Below are 21,203 nucleotides of genomic sequence, written 5' to 3'. Positions count from 1 at the left end.
TTAAGTCAAAAATTAAATTATTTAATATCCAGTGCGGGCAGAGATTTCACGGTCTCATCCACCGCTTTCATGTGTTCTAGAAATGGTGCTAAAGCTGACAAGGGCAATGCACTCGGACCATCACATTTAGCCTTATCTGGATCGGGATGCGCCTCTAAAAATAGACCGGCAATACCCATTGCAATACCGGCACGACCTAACTCCACAACTTGATTTCGACGTCCACCAGAGGCTGCGCCCATAGGGTCTCTGCACTGCAGGGCATGGGTGACATCGAAAATGATCGGCGCGCCGCCACTTGCTTCACGCATGACGCGGAAGCCGAGCATATCTACCACTAAATTATCATAGCCAAAATTACTGCCTCGCTCACAAAGCATGATTTTGTCATTGCCGCACTCGGCAAACTTCTCAATAATATTTTTCATTTGCGCGGGACTTAAAAACTGCGGTTTTTTAATATTAATAACCGCGTCCGTCGCTGCCATTGCCGCCACAAGGTCGGTTTGACGCGCTAAAAATGCAGGTAGTTGGAGTACATCACACACTTCCGAAACGGGCCCGGCTTGATGGACCTCGTGGATGTCGGTAATGACTGGAACATTAAAAGTTTGTTTAATTTCCTGAAAAATCTTCAGCCCTTCTTCCATTCCAGGGCCGCGATAGGAATGCACTGATGAACGATTAGCTTTATCGAAAGAGGCTTTGAAAACATAGGGAATGCCCAACTTTCCACACACTTCAACATAGTGTTCCGCAACCTGCATGGCAAGGTCGCGAGACTCAAGCACATTCATACCGCCAAACAATACAAAGGGCTTATCATTTGCCACGTCTATGTCATTAACACTGACTATTTTATTTTCCATTGACCTACTCCTTTAACTCACCCTGGCCAAATATTACTTATTCACTATGTGCGATAGCAGCATTAACAAACCCAGTAAACAAAGGATGGCCGTCACGCGGTGTAGATGTAAATTCGGGGTGGAACTGACAAGCGATAAACCAGGGATGATCTGCAACCTCTACCACTTCAACAAGACTCTTATCGGCAGACCAACCGCCGACCTTTAAGCCCGCGGCCTGCAAGCGCTCCACATAAGTGTTATTCACCTCATAGCGGTGACGATGACGTTCAGTAATTGTCTCACTGCCATAGACCCGAGAAACCGCAGCACCTTCAACCAAATGACAAACTTGCGCACCTAAGCGCATCGTGCCGCCCAAGTCGTCGTCATGGGCACGCTGCTCAACATCGCCATCTGCAGTGACCCACTCAGTGATCAAACCAACCACGGGGTTTTTACCGTTATCATTAAATTCACTGCTATTTGCGTCAGTTAAACCCAAAACATTGCGCGCGAACTCGATTACAGCGACCTGCATACCTAAGCAAATACCTAAGTATGGAATTTTATTTTCGCGGGCATATTGAACCGTAAGAATTTTACCTTCTACGCCTCGGCTGCCAAATCCACCGGGGACAAGTATGCCATCGACACCTTTTAATATGTCGATACCATCGGTCTCAATCACTTCCGAGTCGATGTAGCGAACTTGTACTTTGGTGCGGCTATGAATACCCGCATGCTTTAAGGCTTCATTCAAAGACTTATAAGCGTCCAATAGCTCCATGTATTTGCCAACCATGGCGATAGTGACAGTTTGGTCTTGGTGTAAATCACCTTCAATCACCTTGTCCCACTCGGTCAGATCAGCGGCCGGACAATCAAGGCCAAAACGCTCAACAACTAGCTCGTCTAAACCCTCTGCCGCTAATAGCGACGGAATCCGGTAAATCGAATCTACATCGCGCAAAGGAATAACCGCGCGGGATTCGACGTTGGTGAAAAGTGCAATTTTATGTCGACTGCTTTGATCAATTTCATGATCTGAGCGACACAGCAAGATATCTGGCTGGAGGCCGATGGAGCGAAGTTCTTTAACGGAATGCTGAGTCGGCTTAGTTTTGGTTTCGCCGGCGGTCGCAATATAAGGCACTAAGGTTAAGTGCATTAGCATGGCGCGCTTGGCACCCAATTCAACTTTTAGCTGACGCGCAGCTTCAAAGAACGGCAAACCTTCGATATCGCCGACGGTACCGCCAATTTCAATAATCGCTATATCTGCATCACCGGCACCCGCCATAACTCGACGTTTTATTTCATCGGTAATGTGGGGAATAACCTGCACGGTGCCGCCAAGGTAATCACCGCGGCGCTCCTTGCGCAGTACGGTTTCATAAACGCGGCCGGCGGTAAAATTATTGCCTTTCGCCATTTTGGCACGCACAAAACGCTCGTAATGCCCCAAATCCAAGTCAGTTTCTGCACCGTCTTCGGTAACAAACACTTCGCCGTGCTGAAATGGACTCATAGTGCCCGGATCCACATTAATATATGGATCGAGCTTCAACAAAGTTACTTTGAGACCACGCGCCTCAAGAATAGCACCTAAGGAAGCTGAGGCAATGCCCTTACCCAAGGACGAAACAACACCACCGGTGACGAATATAAAACGCGCCATGTAAAGCCTTTTTATATAGTACGAAGAGATACAAGGGCCTAAAAAAGCAGCGCTAATTCGCCCCCATGAGATGGGACGTCATATTAACAGGAAGACCATAGCGAAACAATGAAATTAGAGCTCCGTACGCTACCGAGTCTCTGCTACAATGCCGGCCCAATTGCTTGCACATCAAGGCCTTAGAACTATGCAACCCATGCTGAATATTGCATTGCGCGCCGCCCGCAAAGCCGGCGACCTTATCGCGCGCGCCTCCGAACAACTTGACCGCGTTCAAGTTGAAACCAAAAGCGAAAACAATTTCGTCACTGAAGTCGACCGCAAAGCCGAGCAGGAAATCATCTACCACTTGCAAAAAGCCTACCCAGATCACGGCTTTTTGGGAGAGGAATCCGGCCAAACTGGCAATGCTGACAGCCCTTACCAGTGGATCATTGACCCGATTGATGGCACCACTAACTTCGTCCGTGGCATACCTCACTTCGCCGTCTCTATCGCCTGTATAAATCAGGGTCAAATTGAGCATGCGGTCATTCTCGACCCTATTCGTCGCGAAGAGTTTACTGCTAGCCGTGGTCGCGGCGCTCAAGTGAATGGTCGCCGAGTTCGAGTAGCCATGAATACCGGCCTAGAAGGCGCATTATTAGGCACAGGCATCCCGTTTAAGGCGCGCTGCGAAGAACACATCCCCGCTTATATGCGCAGCTTAGAAACACTTGCGAGCGAAACTGCAGGTATTCGCCGGGCTGGCGCCGCATCTCTCGACCTGGCTTATGTGGCGGCGGGTCGCCTAGATGGCTTCTGGGAAATCGGCTTAAACAAATGGGATATCGCCGCAGGCATCTTGCTAGTGCGCGAAGCCGGCGGCCTGGTCAGCGACTTCAAAGGTGGCGGCAGTTACTACGAAAGTGGCAATATCGTTGCAGCCAACCCAAAATGCCTGAAAGGTATGCTGCAGGCAATAAAGCCGCACTTAGAAGATATTCGCTAAACCTATCTCTCGGATATAAAAAAACCGCAGCAAGCTGCGGTTTTTTTATGTCTTGAGAAAATACCCAGCAATCAAGGCAAATCATCTATCTCAGCGCCCTCTTTTTCAACCACAATCAAATCATCCTGACTAATGTTCATGGTTAACAGCAAGCTTGCAACAATATAGATAGACGAATAAGTACCCACGCCAATACCAATTAGCAGAGCCAAGGCAAAGCTATGAATCATCTCCCCGCCAACAAAGGCGAGCGTCGTCAATACCAATAACGTGGTTCCGGAAGTCACCAAGGTCCGATCTAAGGTCTCGGTCAATGAAATATTAATGACCTCTTCAGCCTCATGTTTACGCAATTTACGCAGGTTTTCACGAATACGATCAGCAACCACTATCGAGTCATTTAGGGAATAACCAATAACCGCTAGGATCGCCGCCAATACCGTCAAATCGAAGTCCCAGCCAACTAGGGCGAACACCCCTAGCGTGATCAGAACATCGTGACCTAAGGCAGCAACGGCGCCGATAGAGAACTTAATCTGAAAGCGCATAGCGACATAAATTAACACTACCAGTAGCGCCAGCAATACCGCTAAACCACCCTGCTCCCGCAACTCCTCGCCCACCTGCGGTCCGACAAACTCGATACGACGCAACTCTATCTCGCCCTCGGTACCTGCCAGCAACACCGAGAGCACCTCATCACCCAGTGTCGGGCTCATACCGTCGGGCATTCTTACCAACACATCAGTGTCAGAGCCAAAATTAACCACAATCGCACTTTCGTATCCCGCCGCACTCAAGTCTTCACGCACTTGCTGCAACGGTACCGATTCTTCGTAAATGACCTCTATTAGGGTGCCACCGGTAAAATCGAGACCGAAATTCAAGCCCTTAAAAGCCAAAATCCCAATCGATGCGATCATTAGTCCGACTGAAAGGAACATCGCAAGGCGACGTCCTCCCATAAAATTGATCATTTTTTTAGTGTCAGGCATACGTTTCCCCTAGATCGCCAGTTTGGTGATACGACGACCGCCGTAAACGAGATTAACAATAGCGCGGGTACCCATTATCGCAGTGAACATCGACGTTAGAATCCCAATTGACAAGGTCACCGCGAAACCGCGAACAGGACCGGTGCCAACCGCATACAAAATGACTGCAACTAATAAAGTAGTAATATTCGAATCCATAATGGTAACAAAAGCGCGCCCGTAACCAGCTTCGATGGCGTGTTGCACCGATAAGCCCGCACGCAACTCTTCTCGTATTCGCGAGAAAATAAGCACGTTAGCATCCACTGCCATACCGACAGTAAGTACAATGCCGGCAATACCCGGCAAGGTTAATGTCGCGCCGAGCAAAGACATACACGCCGTTAAGAGAATGATATTAGCGCCAAGTGCCGCCACCGCAATGATGCCAAACACGCGATAATAAACCACCATAAACAAGGCGACCAAGCCCAGACCAATCTTAACCGCGTTAAGGCCTTTAGCGATATTCTCCGCCCCCAAAGATGGACCAACGGTTCGCTCTTCAACAAAATCAATGGGCGCCGCTAATGCGCCAGCTCGCAATAACAGCGACAGCTCAGCCGCTTCACCTGGCGCATCAAGGCCCGTTATCCGGAACTGTACGCCCAAGGCATCTTTGATCGTCGCCAAACTAATAATTTTCTTCTCCTCATACGGCACCCTCACCGCCTGCTCGACACCATTCTCATCTCGTTCATAATGAGTGCGGCTTTTGCGCTCAATAAATAAAACGCCAAGACGACGGTTAATATTGTGACGAGTTACGCGATGCATCAAGGTACCGCCTTGACCGTCCAGCGTGATACTCACCTGCGGCATACCATTTTGATCAAAACTCGCCTGCGCATTCGCGACCCGTTCACCGGTAATGACCACGTCGCGCTCTAACCAAGCAGTCGGCTCACCGCGACCTGGGGTGCGAAATTCAAATTGCTCACGGTCTGATAAGGGCGCGTCATATTTAGCCTCTAAACGGAAATCAAGGTTAGCGGTTTTACCCAGAATACGCTTTGCTTCTGCGGTATCTTGAATACCCGGCAATTCAACCACAATGCGATTGCGGCCCTGACGCTGAACCAAGGGCTCTGATACACCCAATTCATTTACACGATTACGCAAAGTCGTTAAGTTTTGGCTGACCGCGTAATCTTCGATTTCCTTGCGTTTGGCATCGCCTATGATGGCCCGCATATAGAAGGACTCGTCACCAGCGCCCGCATCCATCCGCTCACCCGTCAAATCAGTGAACTCTTTACGAACCAAATCTAGCGCCGTATCACGGAGCTCGGCAGTGGTGAATTTACCTGAGATCACGCCGCGATCCAGAGTAACAAAACCGCGGATACGCTCCTCACGCAGCTTCTTTTTAATGCTGGCGTTATAGTGCTCTAAGCGCGTTTCAATGGCGGAGTCGGTATCAACCTCTAGCAAAAAATGGACGCCACCACTTAAATCTAGGCCCAGCTTCATCGCCTGCGCACCTAAATTACTCAACCAATCTGGGGTGTTTGATGCGAGATTTAAGGCAACCACGTAACCATCACCTAAAGCACGCTGCACCACGCGCTGGGCGCGCAGTTGCATATCGGTTTCATATAAACGAATCAAACCAGATTTACCGCTTTCATTGGCTTTTTCGCCAAAGTGCTCAATGCCACCAGCATCTAAAGCCGTCGACAAGCGCGTCATCAATACTTGATCAATCAACACGCCGCTGCTTTGACCTGAAATTTGCAAGGCCGGATCGGCCCTGTAAAGATTCGGTACCGCGTACAGCAAGCCAATCCCCAGCACCGCTAAAATCAGCAGGTTTTTCCAGAGCGGATATTTATTTAGCATTGTATTTTCACCAAAACCGTCTGTCGCGACGGTGTCTATTTAAAAACGGACGCCAACAGAAGACGCCAATAACAGACGGAGCACCCCTGAACCGCCCTTGTAACAGCGCCGGCAAAAGCCGGCGCCCATTCTTTACTATCTTAATCTACCCAAACCCGCGCGTTGCGGAATAAGCGCATCCAGCCGCTATCTTCAACTGCGCTATCTGCCACCCATGAATTTTGCACGCTGCGAAACACTCGCTCTGGATGAGGCATCATAATGGTGACACGGCCATCAACACTACTTGCGCCGGCAATCCCAAAGGGCGAACCATTGGGATTGGCCGGATATCGCTCAGTAGCACCCAGTGTATTATCAACAAACTGTAAAGCGACCGTCCCGCTCTGCTGGAGACTCTGCAACTGGCTAAGGTTGGCAAACTCCGCCCGCCCCTCGCCATGTGCAACCGCAACCGGCAAATGCGAACCCGCCATACCCGATAACAATATGGAGGGTGATTCTGGAATTGCAACCAAGGAAAAGCGTGCTTCGAACTGTTCTGAGCGATTGCGCACAAACCGCGGCCAATTTTCGGCGCCCGGAATTAGCGAGTGCAAATTAGACATCATCTGACAGCCGTTGCATACACCTAGAGAGAAGGTATCACCGCGGTGAAAGAAACCGGCAAACTCATCTCTGGCAAGACCATTAAACAAAATGGTTTTTGCCCAGCCTTCTCCCGCCCCTAACACGTCGCCGTATGAGAAACCGCCACAGGCCGCAAGGCCTTTAAAATCTTGCAGGCTCACCCGACCGCTAAGAATGTCACTCATGTGAACATCGACCGCCGTAAAACCAGCTCGGTCGAATGCGGCAGCCATTTCCATTTGGCCATTAACCCCCTGCTCTCGCAGTATCCCAATGCGAGGCCGTGCCCCAGTTTTAATATAAGGCCCTGCGATATTGTCTTGGGCATCAAAGCGCAATGACTGACTTAGACCGGGATCAGTTTCTATTATCGAATCGAATTCTTGTTGCGCACACTCAGGGTTATCACGCAGCGACTGCATACGATAACTGAGCTGCTGCCATTTACGCTGCAGTACCACACGATCATCTCGCAGCACTTCTATGCCACCAAAACTAATAGCAATATCACTACCAGCCACAGCGCGGCCTATTTCATGCACGCAGCCAGCCAAGCCATTGCCCGCAAACTGTTCAAGTACCGATTCTATATCGCCACAGCGCACCTGTATTACCGCCCCGGCTTCCTCAGTAAAGAGCGCACCGTGCACCTTACCTTCGGCGCTTAACTCAACATCCAAACCGCAGTGTCCGGCGAAAGCCATTTCCAATAAGGTTATCGCCAAACCACCGTCGGAACGGTCGTGATAGGCAATTATTTTTTCATCCTGAAGGAGCTGCTGAATAGTGCTAAAAAATCCTGCTAGCAATGCGGGACTATCAATGTCTGGCGCGGTATTACCTACTTGCTGATAAACTTGCGCCAAACAGGAGCCGCCTAAACGCTGCTTGCCCGCCCCCAAATCGATTAACAACAAGGCGTTGTCGTCAAGATCAGTGCGCAACTCTGGTGTGACGGTTTTCCGTACATCCGCGACGGGACTAAACGCCGTGATAATAAGGGACATCGGCGCGGTAACGGCTTTGCTTTCATCCCCATCACGCCAGGTAGTGCGCATTGACATCGAGTCTTTACCCACTGGAATAGTAATGCCCAAGGCCGGGCAAAATTCCATCCCCACCGCTTTTACGGTATCAAATAGCTTTTCATCTTCGCCTGCGTAGCCCGCCGCGCACATCCAGTTAGCAGACAACTTTATGTCTGACATCTTTTCAATACGGCTCGCGGCAATATTCGTCAAAGCTTCGGCAACCGCCATTCGCCCAGATGCTGGCCCATCAATCAATGCCAGCGGGGTGCGCTCACCTATTGCCATGGCTTCGCCGGCATAAGAATCGTAGCTCACCGTGGTCACCGCGCAGTCCGCAACCGGAATCTGCCAGGGACCGACCATTTGATCTCTGTGAACCTGCCCGGTAATCGAGCGGTCACCGATGGTGATTAAGAAGTTTTTGGCTGCGATTGCCGGCAAGGCTAACAACCGCTCCAAGGCCTCATCAATATTTATTGCTGAGGCGTCAAAAGTAGGCAGCTGTGGATAATGACGGGTAAACTCTCGGTGCATTTTCGGTGGTTTACCAAAGAGTACCGACATCGGCAAATCGACTGGGTTATTGCCGAAGTGGGTATCACCTACCCGCAAGCGCTTATCGGCGACAGACTCACCAACCACCGCATAGGGCGCACGCTCGCGGGCACAAATCGCTTCAAACGTCGCAAGGTTTTCCGGCGCAATAGCAATCACGTAGCGCTCTTGAGATTCATTACACCAAATTTCTAATGGCGACATACCCGGCTCATCATTGGGAACCTTGCGCAAATCAAAATCGCCGCCACAACCCCCATCCTTAACTAACTCGGGAAAGGCATTCGATAAGCCCCCGGCACCAACATCATGAATAAAGGCAATGGGGTTATCATCTGCCATCGCCCAACAGCGATCAATGACCTCTTGACAGCGGCGTTCTATTTCTGGGTTTTGACGTTGTACCGAGGCAAAATCTAAATCCTCAGTGGAAGCACCACTGCTCATTGAGGAAGCCGCACCGCCACCCAAGCCGATCAGCATCGCCGGGCCACCCAGAGCAATTAATTTATGGCCCGCGGGAAACTCAGTCTTAAGGACGTGCTCTTCTTTGATATTGCCATAACCACCGGCAATCATGATCGGCTTGTGATAGCCGCGTCGCTCTTCTCCCGCCGCGCCCATCGCGTTTTCTTCAAAGCTGCGAAAGTAACCACACAAATTGGGTCGACCAAACTCATTATTAAACGCCGCGCCGCCAATCGGTCCGTCCAGCATAATATCCAATGCTGAGACAATGCGCCCGGGCTTGCCGTAGTCGGCTTCCCAAGGCTGCTCGAATCCGGGAACCCGCAGGTTGGACACACTAAAGCCACTCAAACCGACTTTAGGTTTAGAGCCTCGCCCAACAGCACCTTCATCACGAATTTCACCGCCAGAACCAGTACCTGCACCTGAAAACGGTGAGATCGCCGTGGGATGATTATGAGTTTCAACCTTCATCAGCAAGTGAATATCTTCCTGGTGATATTGGTATTCTGCCGAGTCAGGCGCAGGATAAAAACGCCCCGCACGATGCCCTTTTACCACGGCCGCGTTATCAGAATAAGCGCTCAGCACACCTTCACCACCAAGCTCGTTGGTGTTCTTAATCATATCAAATAGCGAGTGCGGCTGCGCCACACCGTCAATAGTCCAGCTGGCGTTGAAAATCTTGTGGCGGCAATGTTCTGAGTTCGCTTGGGCAAACATCATCAGCTCGACATCACTGGGGTTGCGGCCCAGCTCGGTAAAGCTCTCCAGCAAGTAATCGATTTCATCATCGGCCAGCGCCAGACCCAGCTGGCCATTAGCGAGGACTAAGGCGTCGCGACCACTGTCAAGCACATCAATTGCCTGCATAGGTCTCGGACTCTGACGAACAAATAACGCCTCGGCCTCGGCCGGCGAATCCAAGACTGACTCCACCATGCGGTCATGTATCGCCGCTAACAGGGCACTGCGCTGACCAGCACTTAGTTCACCATCGATATCAAAGCAGTACTGCACGCCGCGCTCGATGCGCGCAATCATATCCAAACCACAGTTATGGGCAATATCGCTGGCTTTACTCGACCATGGCGAGATTGTTCCCGGCCTAGGCACAACGAAAAAGCGCTGCCCCTCGCTTGCGACAAACTCCGCACGGGGACCGTATTGCAATAACTGACTCAAGACCTCGCTATGATCGGCATGAAGTTCAGCGGTAGTATCTACCAAATGAACATATTGCGCGTTCACACCCCGAAGGGCAGGAATTGCGACGGCCAAAGCAGCCTTTAATTTTTCTATACGAAAATCTGAAAGTGCCGGGGCACCAAAAAGAATAAGCATTCGGAGCGACAACCTAGAGCGAATGGATTGAAGCCGGCCATTGTAAAGGAATTACGCGAGGATTTTTATCCAAAATAGTCTTTATGGTGTGATCAGCCTCATAACGATACAATTACTTCTATATTCATTGGAGTTTCACTCTTGCCGACAAGCCCTAAAACATTACGATTTATCGCATTATGGCTTTTTGCGGGATGTTTCGTGCTTATCGCAGCACTACTAAGCAGCAGCGAAGACACTAGTGATAATCTAAAGCGAATTCGAGACGAAGGGGTTTTACGGGTACTAACGCGCAACGGCTCAACTATTTACTATCAATCCCAAGGTGAGCCGGCTGGTTTTGAGTACCAACTCGCCCTCGCCTTCGCCAACCATCTCAATGTGAATTTAGAAATGATTCCCGTGGTTGGGCTAGACGAAGTATTTAGTGGCCTCGATAACAACCGCGCTGATATTGCCGCAGCCGGGCTTAGTATTACGCCGGCAAGGCAGGAAACACTTCTATTCGGACCTAGTTACATCAGTGTAAAACAATATTTCGTTTATAACCGCGACGCTAATGATGCGATGAGTTCGGCTGCGGATCTTATCGGCAAGCAAATTCGGGTGATCAGCAATACTGCCCATGTTGAGCAGCTCAAAAGTCTTCAAGAGGAGTATCCCGAACTCAGCTGGGCAGAAAGTCGCGACCTTGAGACCATCGACCTACTCGAGCAACTCGCTGACGGCCAAATTGACGCCACCATTGTCAACTCCAACGAATACTATGCGAATCGCGCTTTTTACCCCAACTTTCGTATTGCCTTTAGCGCAGGAAAACCGCGCAAATTAGCGTGGGCGATGACGGCTACGCCGGCAAATGCCAGCCTAATAAAAGAAATGGCTACATTCTTCAGAAAAATTAACGACAATGGCAAATTAGCCCGTCTAATTGAGCGTAATTTTACCTTTAACGAACGGCGAACTTTTATTAATACGCATACGTTTCTAAAAATGAAGAAAGGCCGCCTGCCCGAAGTAAAAGGGATAATAGAGCAGGTTGCCATTGAATATGACCTAGATTGGCGCTTTTTAGCCGCAATCAGTTACCAAGAATCACATTGGGACGCCACTGCCCGCTCGCCGACTGGCGTGCGCGGAATGATGATGCTCACCCGATCTACTGCCCGGGAACTTCAGGTTGACAATAGGCTTGACCCAATGCAAAGCCTGAGAGGCGGAGCCCGTTATTACAAGAAACTTTATAGTCGCTTACCGTCGGGCATCGAATCGCCTGACCGCAGTTGGTTCGCACTAGCAGCTTACAATATTGGCCTGGGACATTTAGAAGATGCTAGGGTCATCACTGAGCAACGCGGCGGCAACCCAAATCTCTGGAATGATGTAAGAGAAAACCTACCCCTATTGCGTCAGCAAAAATGGTATACACCGTCAAAATATGGCTACGCGCGTGGCGACGAAGCCGCTCTTTATGTACGCAACATCCGTGACTATTACTCTCTACTGACATGGGATGAACTCAATCGCTACCGAGTACCGCCACCGCGTATCGTGTCAGATTATTTGCCCGCCGAGCTAAACCGCGCCTTTGACGGGCTTTAAGTCGGTTACATAAAAAGTCAAAGACGACAATAATTCACCACAAGCTGTTATTTTTCACCCGCGCCTCTCGCGTTTTTTCTCATCCCTGCGGCGAGCAAAAAACGCCTGCAGTATACTGCTCGCTTCGCCTGTCAACACCTCGCCAAGCCAAACAACCTTATGATTCATTTGCGGTTGATCAAACAGTTGAAAATGACTACATACCGCACCGGCTTTGGGCTCGCTGGCAGCGTAAACAAGACGCGTAATGCGGCTGTGAATAATGGCACCGGCGCACATGGCACAGGGTTCGACCGTCACATACATTGTGGCACCAAGAAAACGATAATTATCGACTGCCTGACCAGCGTCTCGCAAAGCGACAATCTCAGCGTGAGCGCTGGGATCATTGCTGCTGATGGGCTGATTAAAGCCCTCACCAATGATGATACCCTCGCGCACAATGACAGCGCCAACCGGAACTTCGTTGCTTGCATCTGCCTTAAGCGCTAACGCAAGCGCGTGGCGCATCCATTGCTCGTCGGTAAAAGTATCCATATGAGAATTGATCGACTCTTTGTCAATAATAAGTAGCCCATGCCAATAAGATTTTAATACGAAGATCAGGCTTAGCATGCCATTATGCCACAAGCATAAACACTATAGATTTAGGTCTAAGACAATACTAAGAATAAGGTTAATTAATATTCTTTACGCACGGAGATAAGGTCTAGCCGCAGCACGGCAGGTCGACACCCCCTGTTTTTGTGGCCCTGCGCTCAACATAGGCAGCCCTATCGCCACCGCCTTTTTGATTTCCCCATAAGCACCCTCAGCGGCAGCGCCCTAATCTTTCACTAGATCAGCGGTAGTCGATCAACAGGGACAAGGTGATCGCCTCCAGCGTCAAAAAGAATAAAATGATCGAGACTCAAGCTCGGGAAAAAAATGATTTATTCAACCACACAGAAACAGGCTGATATTAATTAAAAGTTTGAGATCAATAAATACTCATGAAAACTCAACGTCTTTTTAAGATGAGTATATTGTTTTTAGGAATAAGATACTTGCCAGAACTTTATCCATCAGGACTTACACGCTTGATGGTTACGTAAAGTAATATCTACAAAAAACTGGGGGTACGAAATCGTTCGATGACAACCGTAGACGCAATCCATCATGGAATATTAGGGAGGGTATCTGCGGTGTGAGTCAAATGTTTCTATGGCGTGCAGTGTTAACCAAGGCTAGAAAATAGTTATGATGGCCGTTGAGCACACTTAACTCGAAGGGACGAGGACACCATCACTTTCGCGGCAAATGTTTCTATATTGTTTGCTAGATTTTATCATCACCGACAGATCTCAGACATTATTTAAATATCTTCATTAAATAATGTCTGAGGCCCGAAGCTAGTATCAGCTCCTAAGAAATATTACCTCACTCCCACTCAATGGTCGCTGGCGGCTTGCTACTAACATCATAGGCGACTCGCGATACTTGCTTTATTTCATTGATGATACGACTTGAAACCGTTTCCAATAGCTCATAAGGTAAGTGTGTAACTCGCCTCTCACTATGCACGTTTTCTATACGCATCTGAAATTATTGCAATTCAATAGCTTACGCAAGCTATAACCGCACACTGTACGACGAAGAACGTGCCTAAACCATACACGTTCTTCTGTTCATTTTTTCACTTGTTATTCAGTTAGCCACGTCTGTAGCTGACGGTTTTGCACGTTTTCTCCACGCCTTAGTTTGTCAGCTATCGCCTCTAACTTAGCTAAGCGTTTAGTTTCTGCAGTAGTCAATTTTCGACGTGGATTTGCCTTTTCAATTTGTTCTTGCAGTAACTTACAGAAGTTACCGCTTAACTTGCTCTGATTGTCTAACCACTCGCTCAATTTAGAAGCAAACCTATTCTGCTGTGGCACTCTGACTAAAAAATCTTATATGAACATTCACTTGCATGACAAACCTCTACTGATTAAGTTTATTTACTTTCAACCAAACCCTTTAGATACTGAGCGTATAATTCATTTCCAGATTCATTAAAGTGTCCATCGAATTGAAAATATACTTCATTTTCTCTTCTGCATTCGATATCGCAAAAATCGTCGAAGCTATGAGCAATACCACCATTTTTTACAATAAATTCCTTTATGAATTTGTATGAGCTAACTTGTGCTACACCTTTTGACGGAATGAAAGAAAAAATCAGAACATAGTTTTGCGTTTTTGCATGAGCAATCCAATCAGAAATAAATCTCCTATTTTTCTTTGTGTATACAGAATTAGGATATTTCGACGCGATTGTACTCAAACCAGCATATACTGATCTAATGCAAGAAGATTGCTGTGGGGGGCGAATTGATCCGTTGATCAAAAGATTGATTTTATATCGTATATTTCGTGTAACTGCAGCTACCACATTGGCTGTTAATGAATATTGTCTTAACAAGCTTCTCCACGAAGGACGTTGATTTTGTCTTTCTGATACGAGGTTTACTAGGTTTTCGTACGCTAACTTTTTGTATCTGAAATCACTACTTTCGAAGTCGCCACAGATTTCTACGTTCTCAACCATAACACCATCAACGATAGCTGTATGCGGAAAAAAGTAATCATTATCAAGATCATTAGAAACTACATTAACAACTACTACACTAGGTTTTAAACCATTTTCATATAACCGCTTGAATTTGTAAAATTGGTGGCCTTGTCCAGTATGTGTGACACCACAAGCATATACCTTTTTTCCTACAGTTTCCTCAAGTAAGGTTCCAAATTTTTTATCATACTTGGTATACCCCCAAGTGTAGCTATCTCCAGCTAAATATATCCCACCAATGATTGCATCTTTACTCCATTCGTCGTCGAAACAACCATACGCATTCCCCCAAACCTTGTATGTTTCGTACTCTTGAGGTTTTGTATTGGTTGTTGTCAAAAAGTCTGGCGTAATATCAAAGCCAATTTCACTGTCATTTTGAAAGTGACCAATCGGATACCCTCGACTAAAGTCTTCAATTGCGAGCCCATAATTAGGCAATATAATCGCCAACTTGTCTCTAAATATGTATCCAATAGAGTCGATTGCAAATATGGTTACTATGGACAAAAAAATTGTCAGCACGATATACTTAATCCAATTCATAACGTTCCTCATAATTTTCTTTAAGCGGTTCGTCTTGTTGCTCTTTATAAAGCACGTAGTTACCGACCGCTAAGACATCCATTTCCGTACCCATAAAGCACTTGAATGCATCTGTTGGTGTGCAAACAATTGGTTCACCACGTACGTTAAATGAAGTGTTAACAACAAGTGGGCAGCCAGTCTTTTCTTTAAATTTAGAAATAACAGCGTGGTACTTAGGATTTGTATCCGTGTGTACTGTCTGTATTCGTGCAGAGTAGTCAACGTGTGTGATGGCTGGCACAGAAGAACGCGGTACGTTTAGCTTATCAATACCAAACAGCGCCTCTTCCTCTTCAGTCATTGCGCGACGTTTATCGCTTTGTACATCTGCAACCAAAAGCATGTAAGGGCTATCCGTATCATGCTCAAACCATTCTGCTACGTCTTCTCTTAAGACACTAGGAGCAAATGGGCGGAAGCTTTCACGATATTTAACTTTAAGGTTGAGTTGTTTTTGCATGACTGGCGAGCGCGGATCCGCAATTATACTGCGTCCTCCTAATGCTCTTGGACCAAACTCCATGCGTCCTTGCATCCATCCAACTGCTTTTTCGTCAGCTAATGCGGATGCTACTTCTTCAATCACTTCAGCTTCGGAAAGCTTTTTAAATCGTGCACCACACGCTGTAAGATCAGCCTCAATTTCAGCATCTGTAAACTCAGGACCCAAGTAAGCTCCCTTCATTGCATCACGTTCTTTTGATAAATAACGCTCTTTGCTATGGTGCATATACCAAGTTGATAGAGCAGCGCCTAATGCACCACCAGCATCCCCAGCCGCAGGTTGGATCCAAATATTGTCGAAGATTTTTTCGCGTAACAATATGCCATTTGCAACACAGTTAAGCGCTACGCCACCAGCAAGACATAGGTTACGCTCACCAGTTTCCTTGGCTATTCCTCTAGTTAACTCTAGTACAATATCCTCAGTTACCTTTTGAACCGAAGCCGCTAAATCCATTTCGCGCTGCGTAAGCTCCTTCTCCGACGTACGTGGTGGTCCACCAAACAATGCATCAAACTTCTTGTTTGTCATCGTTAAGCCAGTTGCGTAATCGAAGTAACTCATATCCAACTGAAAGCTTCCATCTTCAGCAACTGTGATGAGTTTTTCTCGTATTAAGTCTGCGTAGCGTGGCTCTCCATATGGAGCTAAACCCATCACCTTGTATTCGCCAGAGTTAACTTTAAACCCTGTGTAATATGTGAATGCCGAGTAGAGCAAGCCAAGTGAATGAGGAAAGTGTATTTCCTTTACGACTTGTAAATCACTACCCTTACCAATTGCCAGGGACGTTGTTGTCCATTCACCCACACCGTCTAGCGTTAACACTGCAGCACTTTCAAAGGGAGAGGGATAATATGCGCTTGCTGCATGTGATAAGTGATGCTCAGAGAACAACAAACGCTCACGCCAATCAACACTTTCATCAAGCGTTGATTTTAACTCTTTGATGAGTGCTGATTTTTGAAAAAGTTTGTCTTTAATCCACACTGGCATCGCTTTAGCGAAACTTGTAAAGCCCTTTGGTGCGAAAGCTAGATACGTTTCAAGTAGTCTCTCAAATTTTACAAACGGCTTTTCGTAGAACACGACATTGTCGATATCTTTAGCAGCTATTCCAGCCTCTTTTAAGCAATACTGAATTGCATGCGTAGGGAAGCCAGCGTCGTGTTTTTTTCGAGTAAAGCGCTCTTCTTGTGCTGCAGCAACGATCTTACCATCATTAAGTAAGCATGCCGCGCTGTCGTGATAAAAGGCAGAAATACCTAAGATATACATGCGCTATTCCTAAAAGAGTGTGTAAATGAAAGGCGCAACTACAGAACCTTGTGCAAGTATCAGCAAGCCTCCAAGAATCAACATTACGATAATGATGGGCGCAAGCCATAGCTTTTTACGTACACGTAAGAATGCCCAAAGTTCTTTTAAAATTTCCATTCGATAAGCCTTTATTAAAACTGGTGTTTGAAAGATTCAGATTTGATTGGTTCGCCGCGCGAAATCCAGTGAGTTACTTTTTGAGTAAACTTTAAACGCAACTCATCTCGTCCACTGAGACGCATGAGCATTGCAATGGGTGTAAAGAGCCCAAAGAAAATAACCCCAAGTACGATTGGGCTGACTATCATGCCAAGTAGGAGCCCAAACCGCATCCATAGCTTGTTTAGAGGTAGAAGTGCATCGCTTTTTATCAGCGTGACAAGCAGAAATACCAATGCTGCTGCAATAAACACATATGTCCAAGTTACATTGGCTGAATAATAAAAATACGTTGCTGCTACCGCAAAGGCGAACGTAAAGAAAAACCCAAACTTTCGATTGGAAGGAAGTTCAATTTCTGAGAATTTCATCTTTTGTCTCTCGTTGCTTTTTGAATGTGGAGTAATTGGCTAAGATGTTCATATTGCTCACGCTCATCTACGCCATCTAGTGACTTGAATGAGAGAGCGTCGCTCATCGCCGATGGCTGTAGTAATTCAGCAGCGGCTACTTCATCAAGTAAAAGCGCTTCTATATGACGTATGCTACTCAAAGTAGAGACAGCGCTCTCGTCTAAATTGAGAATTGTGATGCCACCGTACTTAGTTGGCGCAGCAATAATATTCACTTCTTAAAGTTCAAGCAATGATAGCAACTGCAGTTTTACTGCATCTATTTTCGAGGCTCTAACTGCAAGCTTCATTTCTATTACCCCTTTTCTACTGCTTTTTCCGCCCCTCAGCCAGCGCACCCTTCAGCATGCCAGCTGTAAACTCAAACTCTTTGCAAAGACGCTTCACTTTTTTGAGAGCGTTCGTACGTTCGTTCTTCTTTGCTTCAGCCATCTGCTGCTGAATTGCTTCCATTTCAGCTTTCAATTCGTCGTAAGATTTCATCTCACATCTCCGTTAGTTGAGTATCAGTCTGATATTATTGATTTATTTCTGAGATGAACAGCACGTTTTTTCTACGTCTTCTGAGATTAATTGCTTTTAGGGGAAAGTATTTGCACAGCGCCTCACTACGCCAGTCAGTCATTGTGTCAACCACACTGCCATACAGCTATAAACCGTGCAGTTTTGACGTTTTTAACTGTAGTAACTTACTGGTTTCGTTGATTTGGTAACGGTGGTTGCGGACGAATAGGCGTGAAGTCTGTTCGTTCTGTGTCTTTTGGTGTCGTCTGTGGTGGTGTTTGCTGCTTGACTATCTTTGTCTTAGGAACAGCTATGGTGCGTGTGACAGTCTTTGTTTCTGGTTTTACCATCTTCTTTGCTAATGCTACTACGCTGTTGCTTGTGCTCAACATCAACTCAAGTGCTGCCCACTTTGTTTCATCATCTACACGCTCTATTTCACCACGTATGGCGTTTAGAGCTTGCTGTATTTCATTGATGATACGACTTGAAACCGTTTCCAATAGCTCATAAGGCAAGTGTGTAACTCGCCCCTCACTATGCACGTTTTCTATACGCATCTGAAATTATTGCAATTCAATAGCTTACGCAAGCTATAACCGCACACTGTACGACGAAGAACGTGCCTAAACCATACACGTTCTTCTGTTCATTTTTTCACTTGTTATTCAGTTAGCCACGTCTGTAGCTGACGGTTTTGCACGTTTCCTCCACGTTTCAGCGTGTTTAATATACTCTTAAGCTTGTCTAGCTTCAGATGTTCTTCCTTTGTGAGCTCTAGGCGACGAGGACTAGCTTTATAAATTCGTTTTTGTAGCAACTCATGGAAGTCGCTACTTGGCTTCTTTTGACTGCTTTACCACTCCCTCATTGAGAGCTATATCCGCGAAATAATCTGAAATTATATTTGCAAATAATGGACTTGGATGATCATCATCGAGATAAAGTGATTGTCCATTTAGAGTATTCAAGCAACGCCCTTGGATTTCAGTATTACAAACCATTTGCTCAACATTCACTATATTAATATTTGGATTTATGGATAGTCTGTTGAATAAGTCGACAACTTGCGCATTAGAATCAACGTGCACTTGATATGATGTACTGATTTCTTGATCATATGACGTAAATTTCCGTAGCCTTGCGCTTCGCTCTGGAACATTCCATCCCGCTTCTGGAATTTGATTAATAATAATAAGATTACGATTTTCGGCGGCTTTATTTAGGAACTCTTCTACGTGAGTCATAATATCTAAATCACCTTCAGTAACAATGTTTAAGCCACTACCTCCATATTCAACACCCCCTTCTTGGTTATCAAAATGTGACCCAATTAGGTTCAACCTCCAACGTGACGAAAGAATTACAGTAGCGTTTGTAGTTTCTATAAACTGCCAATAGTCTTGTTTATTCCGAACGCAATGTTGTTCAACTGGCAACCGTGACGTTCCAATAATTGGCAAACAACCATTTTTTATCAACGATATTAAATGTCCATTAGAATTCTCGATAGCCCGCCTTAAAGCTAAACTTAATGAATTCGCATGAGAGTCACCAATGAGAATAAAATTATTGCTGCTACCAAGGCACTTATCTGAGAGTTCTGCTTGCAAACCTTCTAATTGTTTTTTTGTATTAACTAAACAGTCACTATCATCGCGCCAACTTTCAAACGTTTCAAGGTCAAATCTGCTATTAATCTTTCCAAGATGCCCAGAAATTCCAACGGCGATAAACGTCAACAACCCAAAAGATGACATAATAAAAATATGACGCTTATTAAATCCTTCTTTGGCACGGAAGGGTTTCTCTACATATCTCCAGCTTAGGTATGCAAGAAAAATAGACGCCAAGCAAAGTATTAACATCAACGTATATGATGGATGTTCAAGCATCCTTATTCGTGCAAAGGCAAACAATGGTTGATGCCACAAATATGCTGAGTAACTGATTAATCCTATGCCAACGAATGCCTTAGTGCTTAGCAATCGAGCTGTTATTGTCTCCTTATCTGCAAACAAAATTAACATCACAACACCTAAAACTGGGACTAGTGCATACACACTAGGAAACGGTGTACTTTCATCATAGGCGAAGATTGAAAAGATGATTGCAGCTAACCCGATAAACGACAGCGCATCATTTTTCTGCACACCTTTGTTCTGCACTACAAAAGCCGCAATCGAACCAGCAAATAGTTCCCAAGCACGTGTAGGTGCCAGATAAAAATTTGCAGTAGCTTTGTTACGCCAACCCCATTCACTTAGCAGTAAGCTGACTGAAGCCATCACAATAATCATCCAAAATACGCGGTTCTTACCATATCGCCAAGCTAGAAAAAGAAAGATAGGGAACAACACATAGTACTGCTCTTCAACAGCTAAACTCCACGTATGTAGTAAAGGCTTTTCTTCTGCAGCTGCATCAAAGTAACCACTCTCTCTAAAAAATAGTACGTTTGATGCAAATAGACTGACGGCGACGAGACTTTGTGAAAAGTCTTTCATTTGACTTGGTAGCATCCACATCCAAGCAAAAGGAATGCAGACAAACATTACAAAGAACAGTGCTGGCAATATCCTTCGCGCACGTCTTTCGTAGAAGTTAATGAGACTAAAACGATCGTTCTCAATATCCTCAATTAGGATTACTGTAATCAGATATCCGCTAATAACAAAGAACACATCAACGCCTACGAAACCGCCACTAAATAGCTCAAAGCCAGCGTGAAATAGGATGACAGGTACAACAGCAAGTGCTCGTAAGCCGTCAATTTCGGCACGATATTTCAAATCTATAATCCCTTAGAAGTATAGCCAGTTAAGCAATAACTTTTTTTTTGGGGTTTACGCTCACCAAACAGTGAACATCTAAGCGTTCCAGCTGTAGTAAAATCAATTACTTATACCTAAATCTATTCCCACTCAATGGTCGCTGGCGGCTTGCTGCTAACATCATAGGCGACTCGCGATACTTGCTTTATTTCATTGATGATACGATTTGAAACCGTTTCCAATAGCTCATAAGGCAAGTGTGCCCAGCGGGCTGTCATAAAGTCGATGGTTTCTACCGCCCGCAAGGCAATCACGTATTCA

17 protein-coding genes and 2 pseudogenes are annotated in these 21,203 nt (G+C 46.3%); 2 read left to right on the top strand and 17 right to left on the bottom strand.

The genetic code is table 11. The features are described from left to right. Window positions 1-17: 17 nt before the first annotated feature. On the bottom strand, window positions 18-869 hold the full coding sequence (gene kdsA, locus ACI955_RS04555; protein WP_415242549.1) for a 3-deoxy-8-phosphooctulonate synthase: 852 nt from the start codon (window positions 867-869) through the stop codon (window positions 18-20). Between the two features lie 37 nt (window positions 870-906). Then, window positions 907-2,529, bottom strand: coding sequence for a CTP synthase (locus ACI955_RS04550; protein ID WP_415242548.1), 1,623 nt, complete (start codon window positions 2,527-2,529; stop codon window positions 907-909). 187 nt (window positions 2,530-2,716) lie between these two features. Between ACI955_RS04550 and ACI955_RS04545 the strand changes: the two genes are divergently transcribed. Beyond that, on the top strand, window positions 2,717-3,520 hold the full coding sequence (locus ACI955_RS04545; protein ID WP_415242547.1) for an inositol monophosphatase family protein: 804 nt from the start codon (window positions 2,717-2,719) through the stop codon (window positions 3,518-3,520). A gap of 71 nt (window positions 3,521-3,591) precedes the next feature. Here the strand turns inward: ACI955_RS04545 and secF are convergent, their stop codons facing one another. The 3 genes from secF to purL form a co-directional block, all read right to left on the bottom strand. Further along, a complete protein-coding gene (gene secF, locus ACI955_RS04540; protein ID WP_415242546.1) occupies window positions 3,592-4,515 on the bottom strand; it encodes a protein translocase subunit SecF in 924 nt (307 codons plus the stop codon). 9 nt (window positions 4,516-4,524) lie between these two features. Beyond that, window positions 4,525-6,396, bottom strand: a complete 1,872-nt coding sequence (gene secD, locus ACI955_RS04535) for a protein translocase subunit SecD (protein WP_415242545.1) — start codon at window positions 6,394-6,396, stop codon at window positions 4,525-4,527. Between the two features lie 140 nt (window positions 6,397-6,536). Next, window positions 6,537-10,424 (bottom strand): phosphoribosylformylglycinamidine synthase, encoded by a 3,888-nt coding sequence (purL, locus tag ACI955_RS04530; protein ID WP_415242544.1) that lies wholly within the window; start codon window positions 10,422-10,424, stop codon window positions 6,537-6,539. A 141-nt stretch (window positions 10,425-10,565) separates the two neighbouring features. Here purL and mltF point away from each other — a divergent pair, with 141 nt between their 5' ends. Beyond that, the gene (mltF, locus tag ACI955_RS04525) at window positions 10,566-12,026 is read left to right on the top strand and encodes a membrane-bound lytic murein transglycosylase MltF (protein WP_415242543.1); all 1,461 of its coding nucleotides are present in this window, start codon (window positions 10,566-10,568) and stop codon (window positions 12,024-12,026) included. Between the two features lie 54 nt (window positions 12,027-12,080). Here the strand turns inward: mltF and tadA are convergent, their stop codons facing one another. From tadA to ACI955_RS04465, 12 genes and pseudogenes are all read right to left on the bottom strand, one after another. Beyond that, a complete protein-coding gene (gene tadA / locus ACI955_RS04520) occupies window positions 12,081-12,563 on the bottom strand; it encodes a tRNA adenosine(34) deaminase TadA (RefSeq protein WP_415242682.1) in 483 nt (160 codons plus the stop codon). Window positions 12,564-13,445: 882 nt separating this feature from the next. After that, window positions 13,446-13,574 (bottom strand): annotated as a pseudogene (locus ACI955_RS04515) (hypothetical protein); the annotation flags it as partial. Between the two features lie 134 nt (window positions 13,575-13,708). Next, window positions 13,709-13,912 (bottom strand): hypothetical protein, encoded by a 204-nt coding sequence (locus ACI955_RS04510; RefSeq protein ID WP_415242542.1) that lies wholly within the window; start codon window positions 13,910-13,912, stop codon window positions 13,709-13,711. A gap of 89 nt (window positions 13,913-14,001) precedes the next feature. After that, entirely contained in the window at window positions 14,002-15,165 is a 1,164-nt protein-coding gene (locus ACI955_RS04505; protein WP_415242541.1) for a hypothetical protein, read from the bottom strand. Continuing rightward, window positions 15,152-16,990, bottom strand: coding sequence for a carbamoyltransferase (locus ACI955_RS04500; RefSeq protein WP_415242540.1), 1,839 nt, complete (start codon window positions 16,988-16,990; stop codon window positions 15,152-15,154). The genes ACI955_RS04505 and ACI955_RS04500 overlap by 14 nt, the downstream gene beginning before the upstream one ends. A 9-nt stretch (window positions 16,991-16,999) precedes the next feature. Next, window positions 17,000-17,149, bottom strand: coding sequence for a DUF5989 family protein (locus ACI955_RS04495; RefSeq protein WP_415242539.1), 150 nt, complete (start codon window positions 17,147-17,149; stop codon window positions 17,000-17,002). Window positions 17,150-17,163: 14 nt separating this feature from the next. Next, the gene (locus ACI955_RS04490) at window positions 17,164-17,562 is read right to left on the bottom strand and encodes an SxtJ family membrane protein (protein WP_415242538.1); all 399 of its coding nucleotides are present in this window, start codon (window positions 17,560-17,562) and stop codon (window positions 17,164-17,166) included. Beyond that, window positions 17,559-17,819 carry a hypothetical protein gene (locus ACI955_RS04485; RefSeq protein ID WP_415242537.1) on the bottom strand — a complete coding sequence of 87 codons (261 nt, stop codon included), beginning with the start codon at window positions 17,817-17,819 and terminating at the stop codon, window positions 17,559-17,561. Before ACI955_RS04485 ends, ACI955_RS04490 begins: the two co-directional genes overlap by 4 nt. Before the next feature lie 91 nt (window positions 17,820-17,910). After that, window positions 17,911-18,087, bottom strand: coding sequence for a hypothetical protein (locus ACI955_RS04480; protein WP_415242536.1), 177 nt, complete (start codon window positions 18,085-18,087; stop codon window positions 17,911-17,913). 206 nt (window positions 18,088-18,293) lie between these two features. Beyond that, window positions 18,294-18,668: a hypothetical protein gene (locus ACI955_RS04475; RefSeq protein WP_415242535.1), complete on the bottom strand. Its 375-nt coding sequence runs from the start codon at window positions 18,666-18,668 to the stop codon at window positions 18,294-18,296. A 273-nt stretch (window positions 18,669-18,941) separates the two neighbouring features. Next, the gene (locus ACI955_RS04470) at window positions 18,942-20,900 is read right to left on the bottom strand and encodes an acyltransferase family protein (RefSeq protein WP_415242534.1); all 1,959 of its coding nucleotides are present in this window, start codon (window positions 20,898-20,900) and stop codon (window positions 18,942-18,944) included. Between the two features lie 122 nt (window positions 20,901-21,022). After that, window positions 21,023-21,203 (bottom strand): annotated as a pseudogene (locus ACI955_RS04465) (GMP synthase (glutamine-hydrolyzing)); the annotation flags it as partial.

The organism is Zhongshania sp., from assembly GCF_047636175.1.
In the GTDB taxonomy this organism is placed as follows: domain Bacteria; phylum Pseudomonadota; class Gammaproteobacteria; order Pseudomonadales; family Spongiibacteraceae; genus Spongiibacter.
This window is presented reverse-complemented; position numbering and strand designations above follow the sequence as displayed.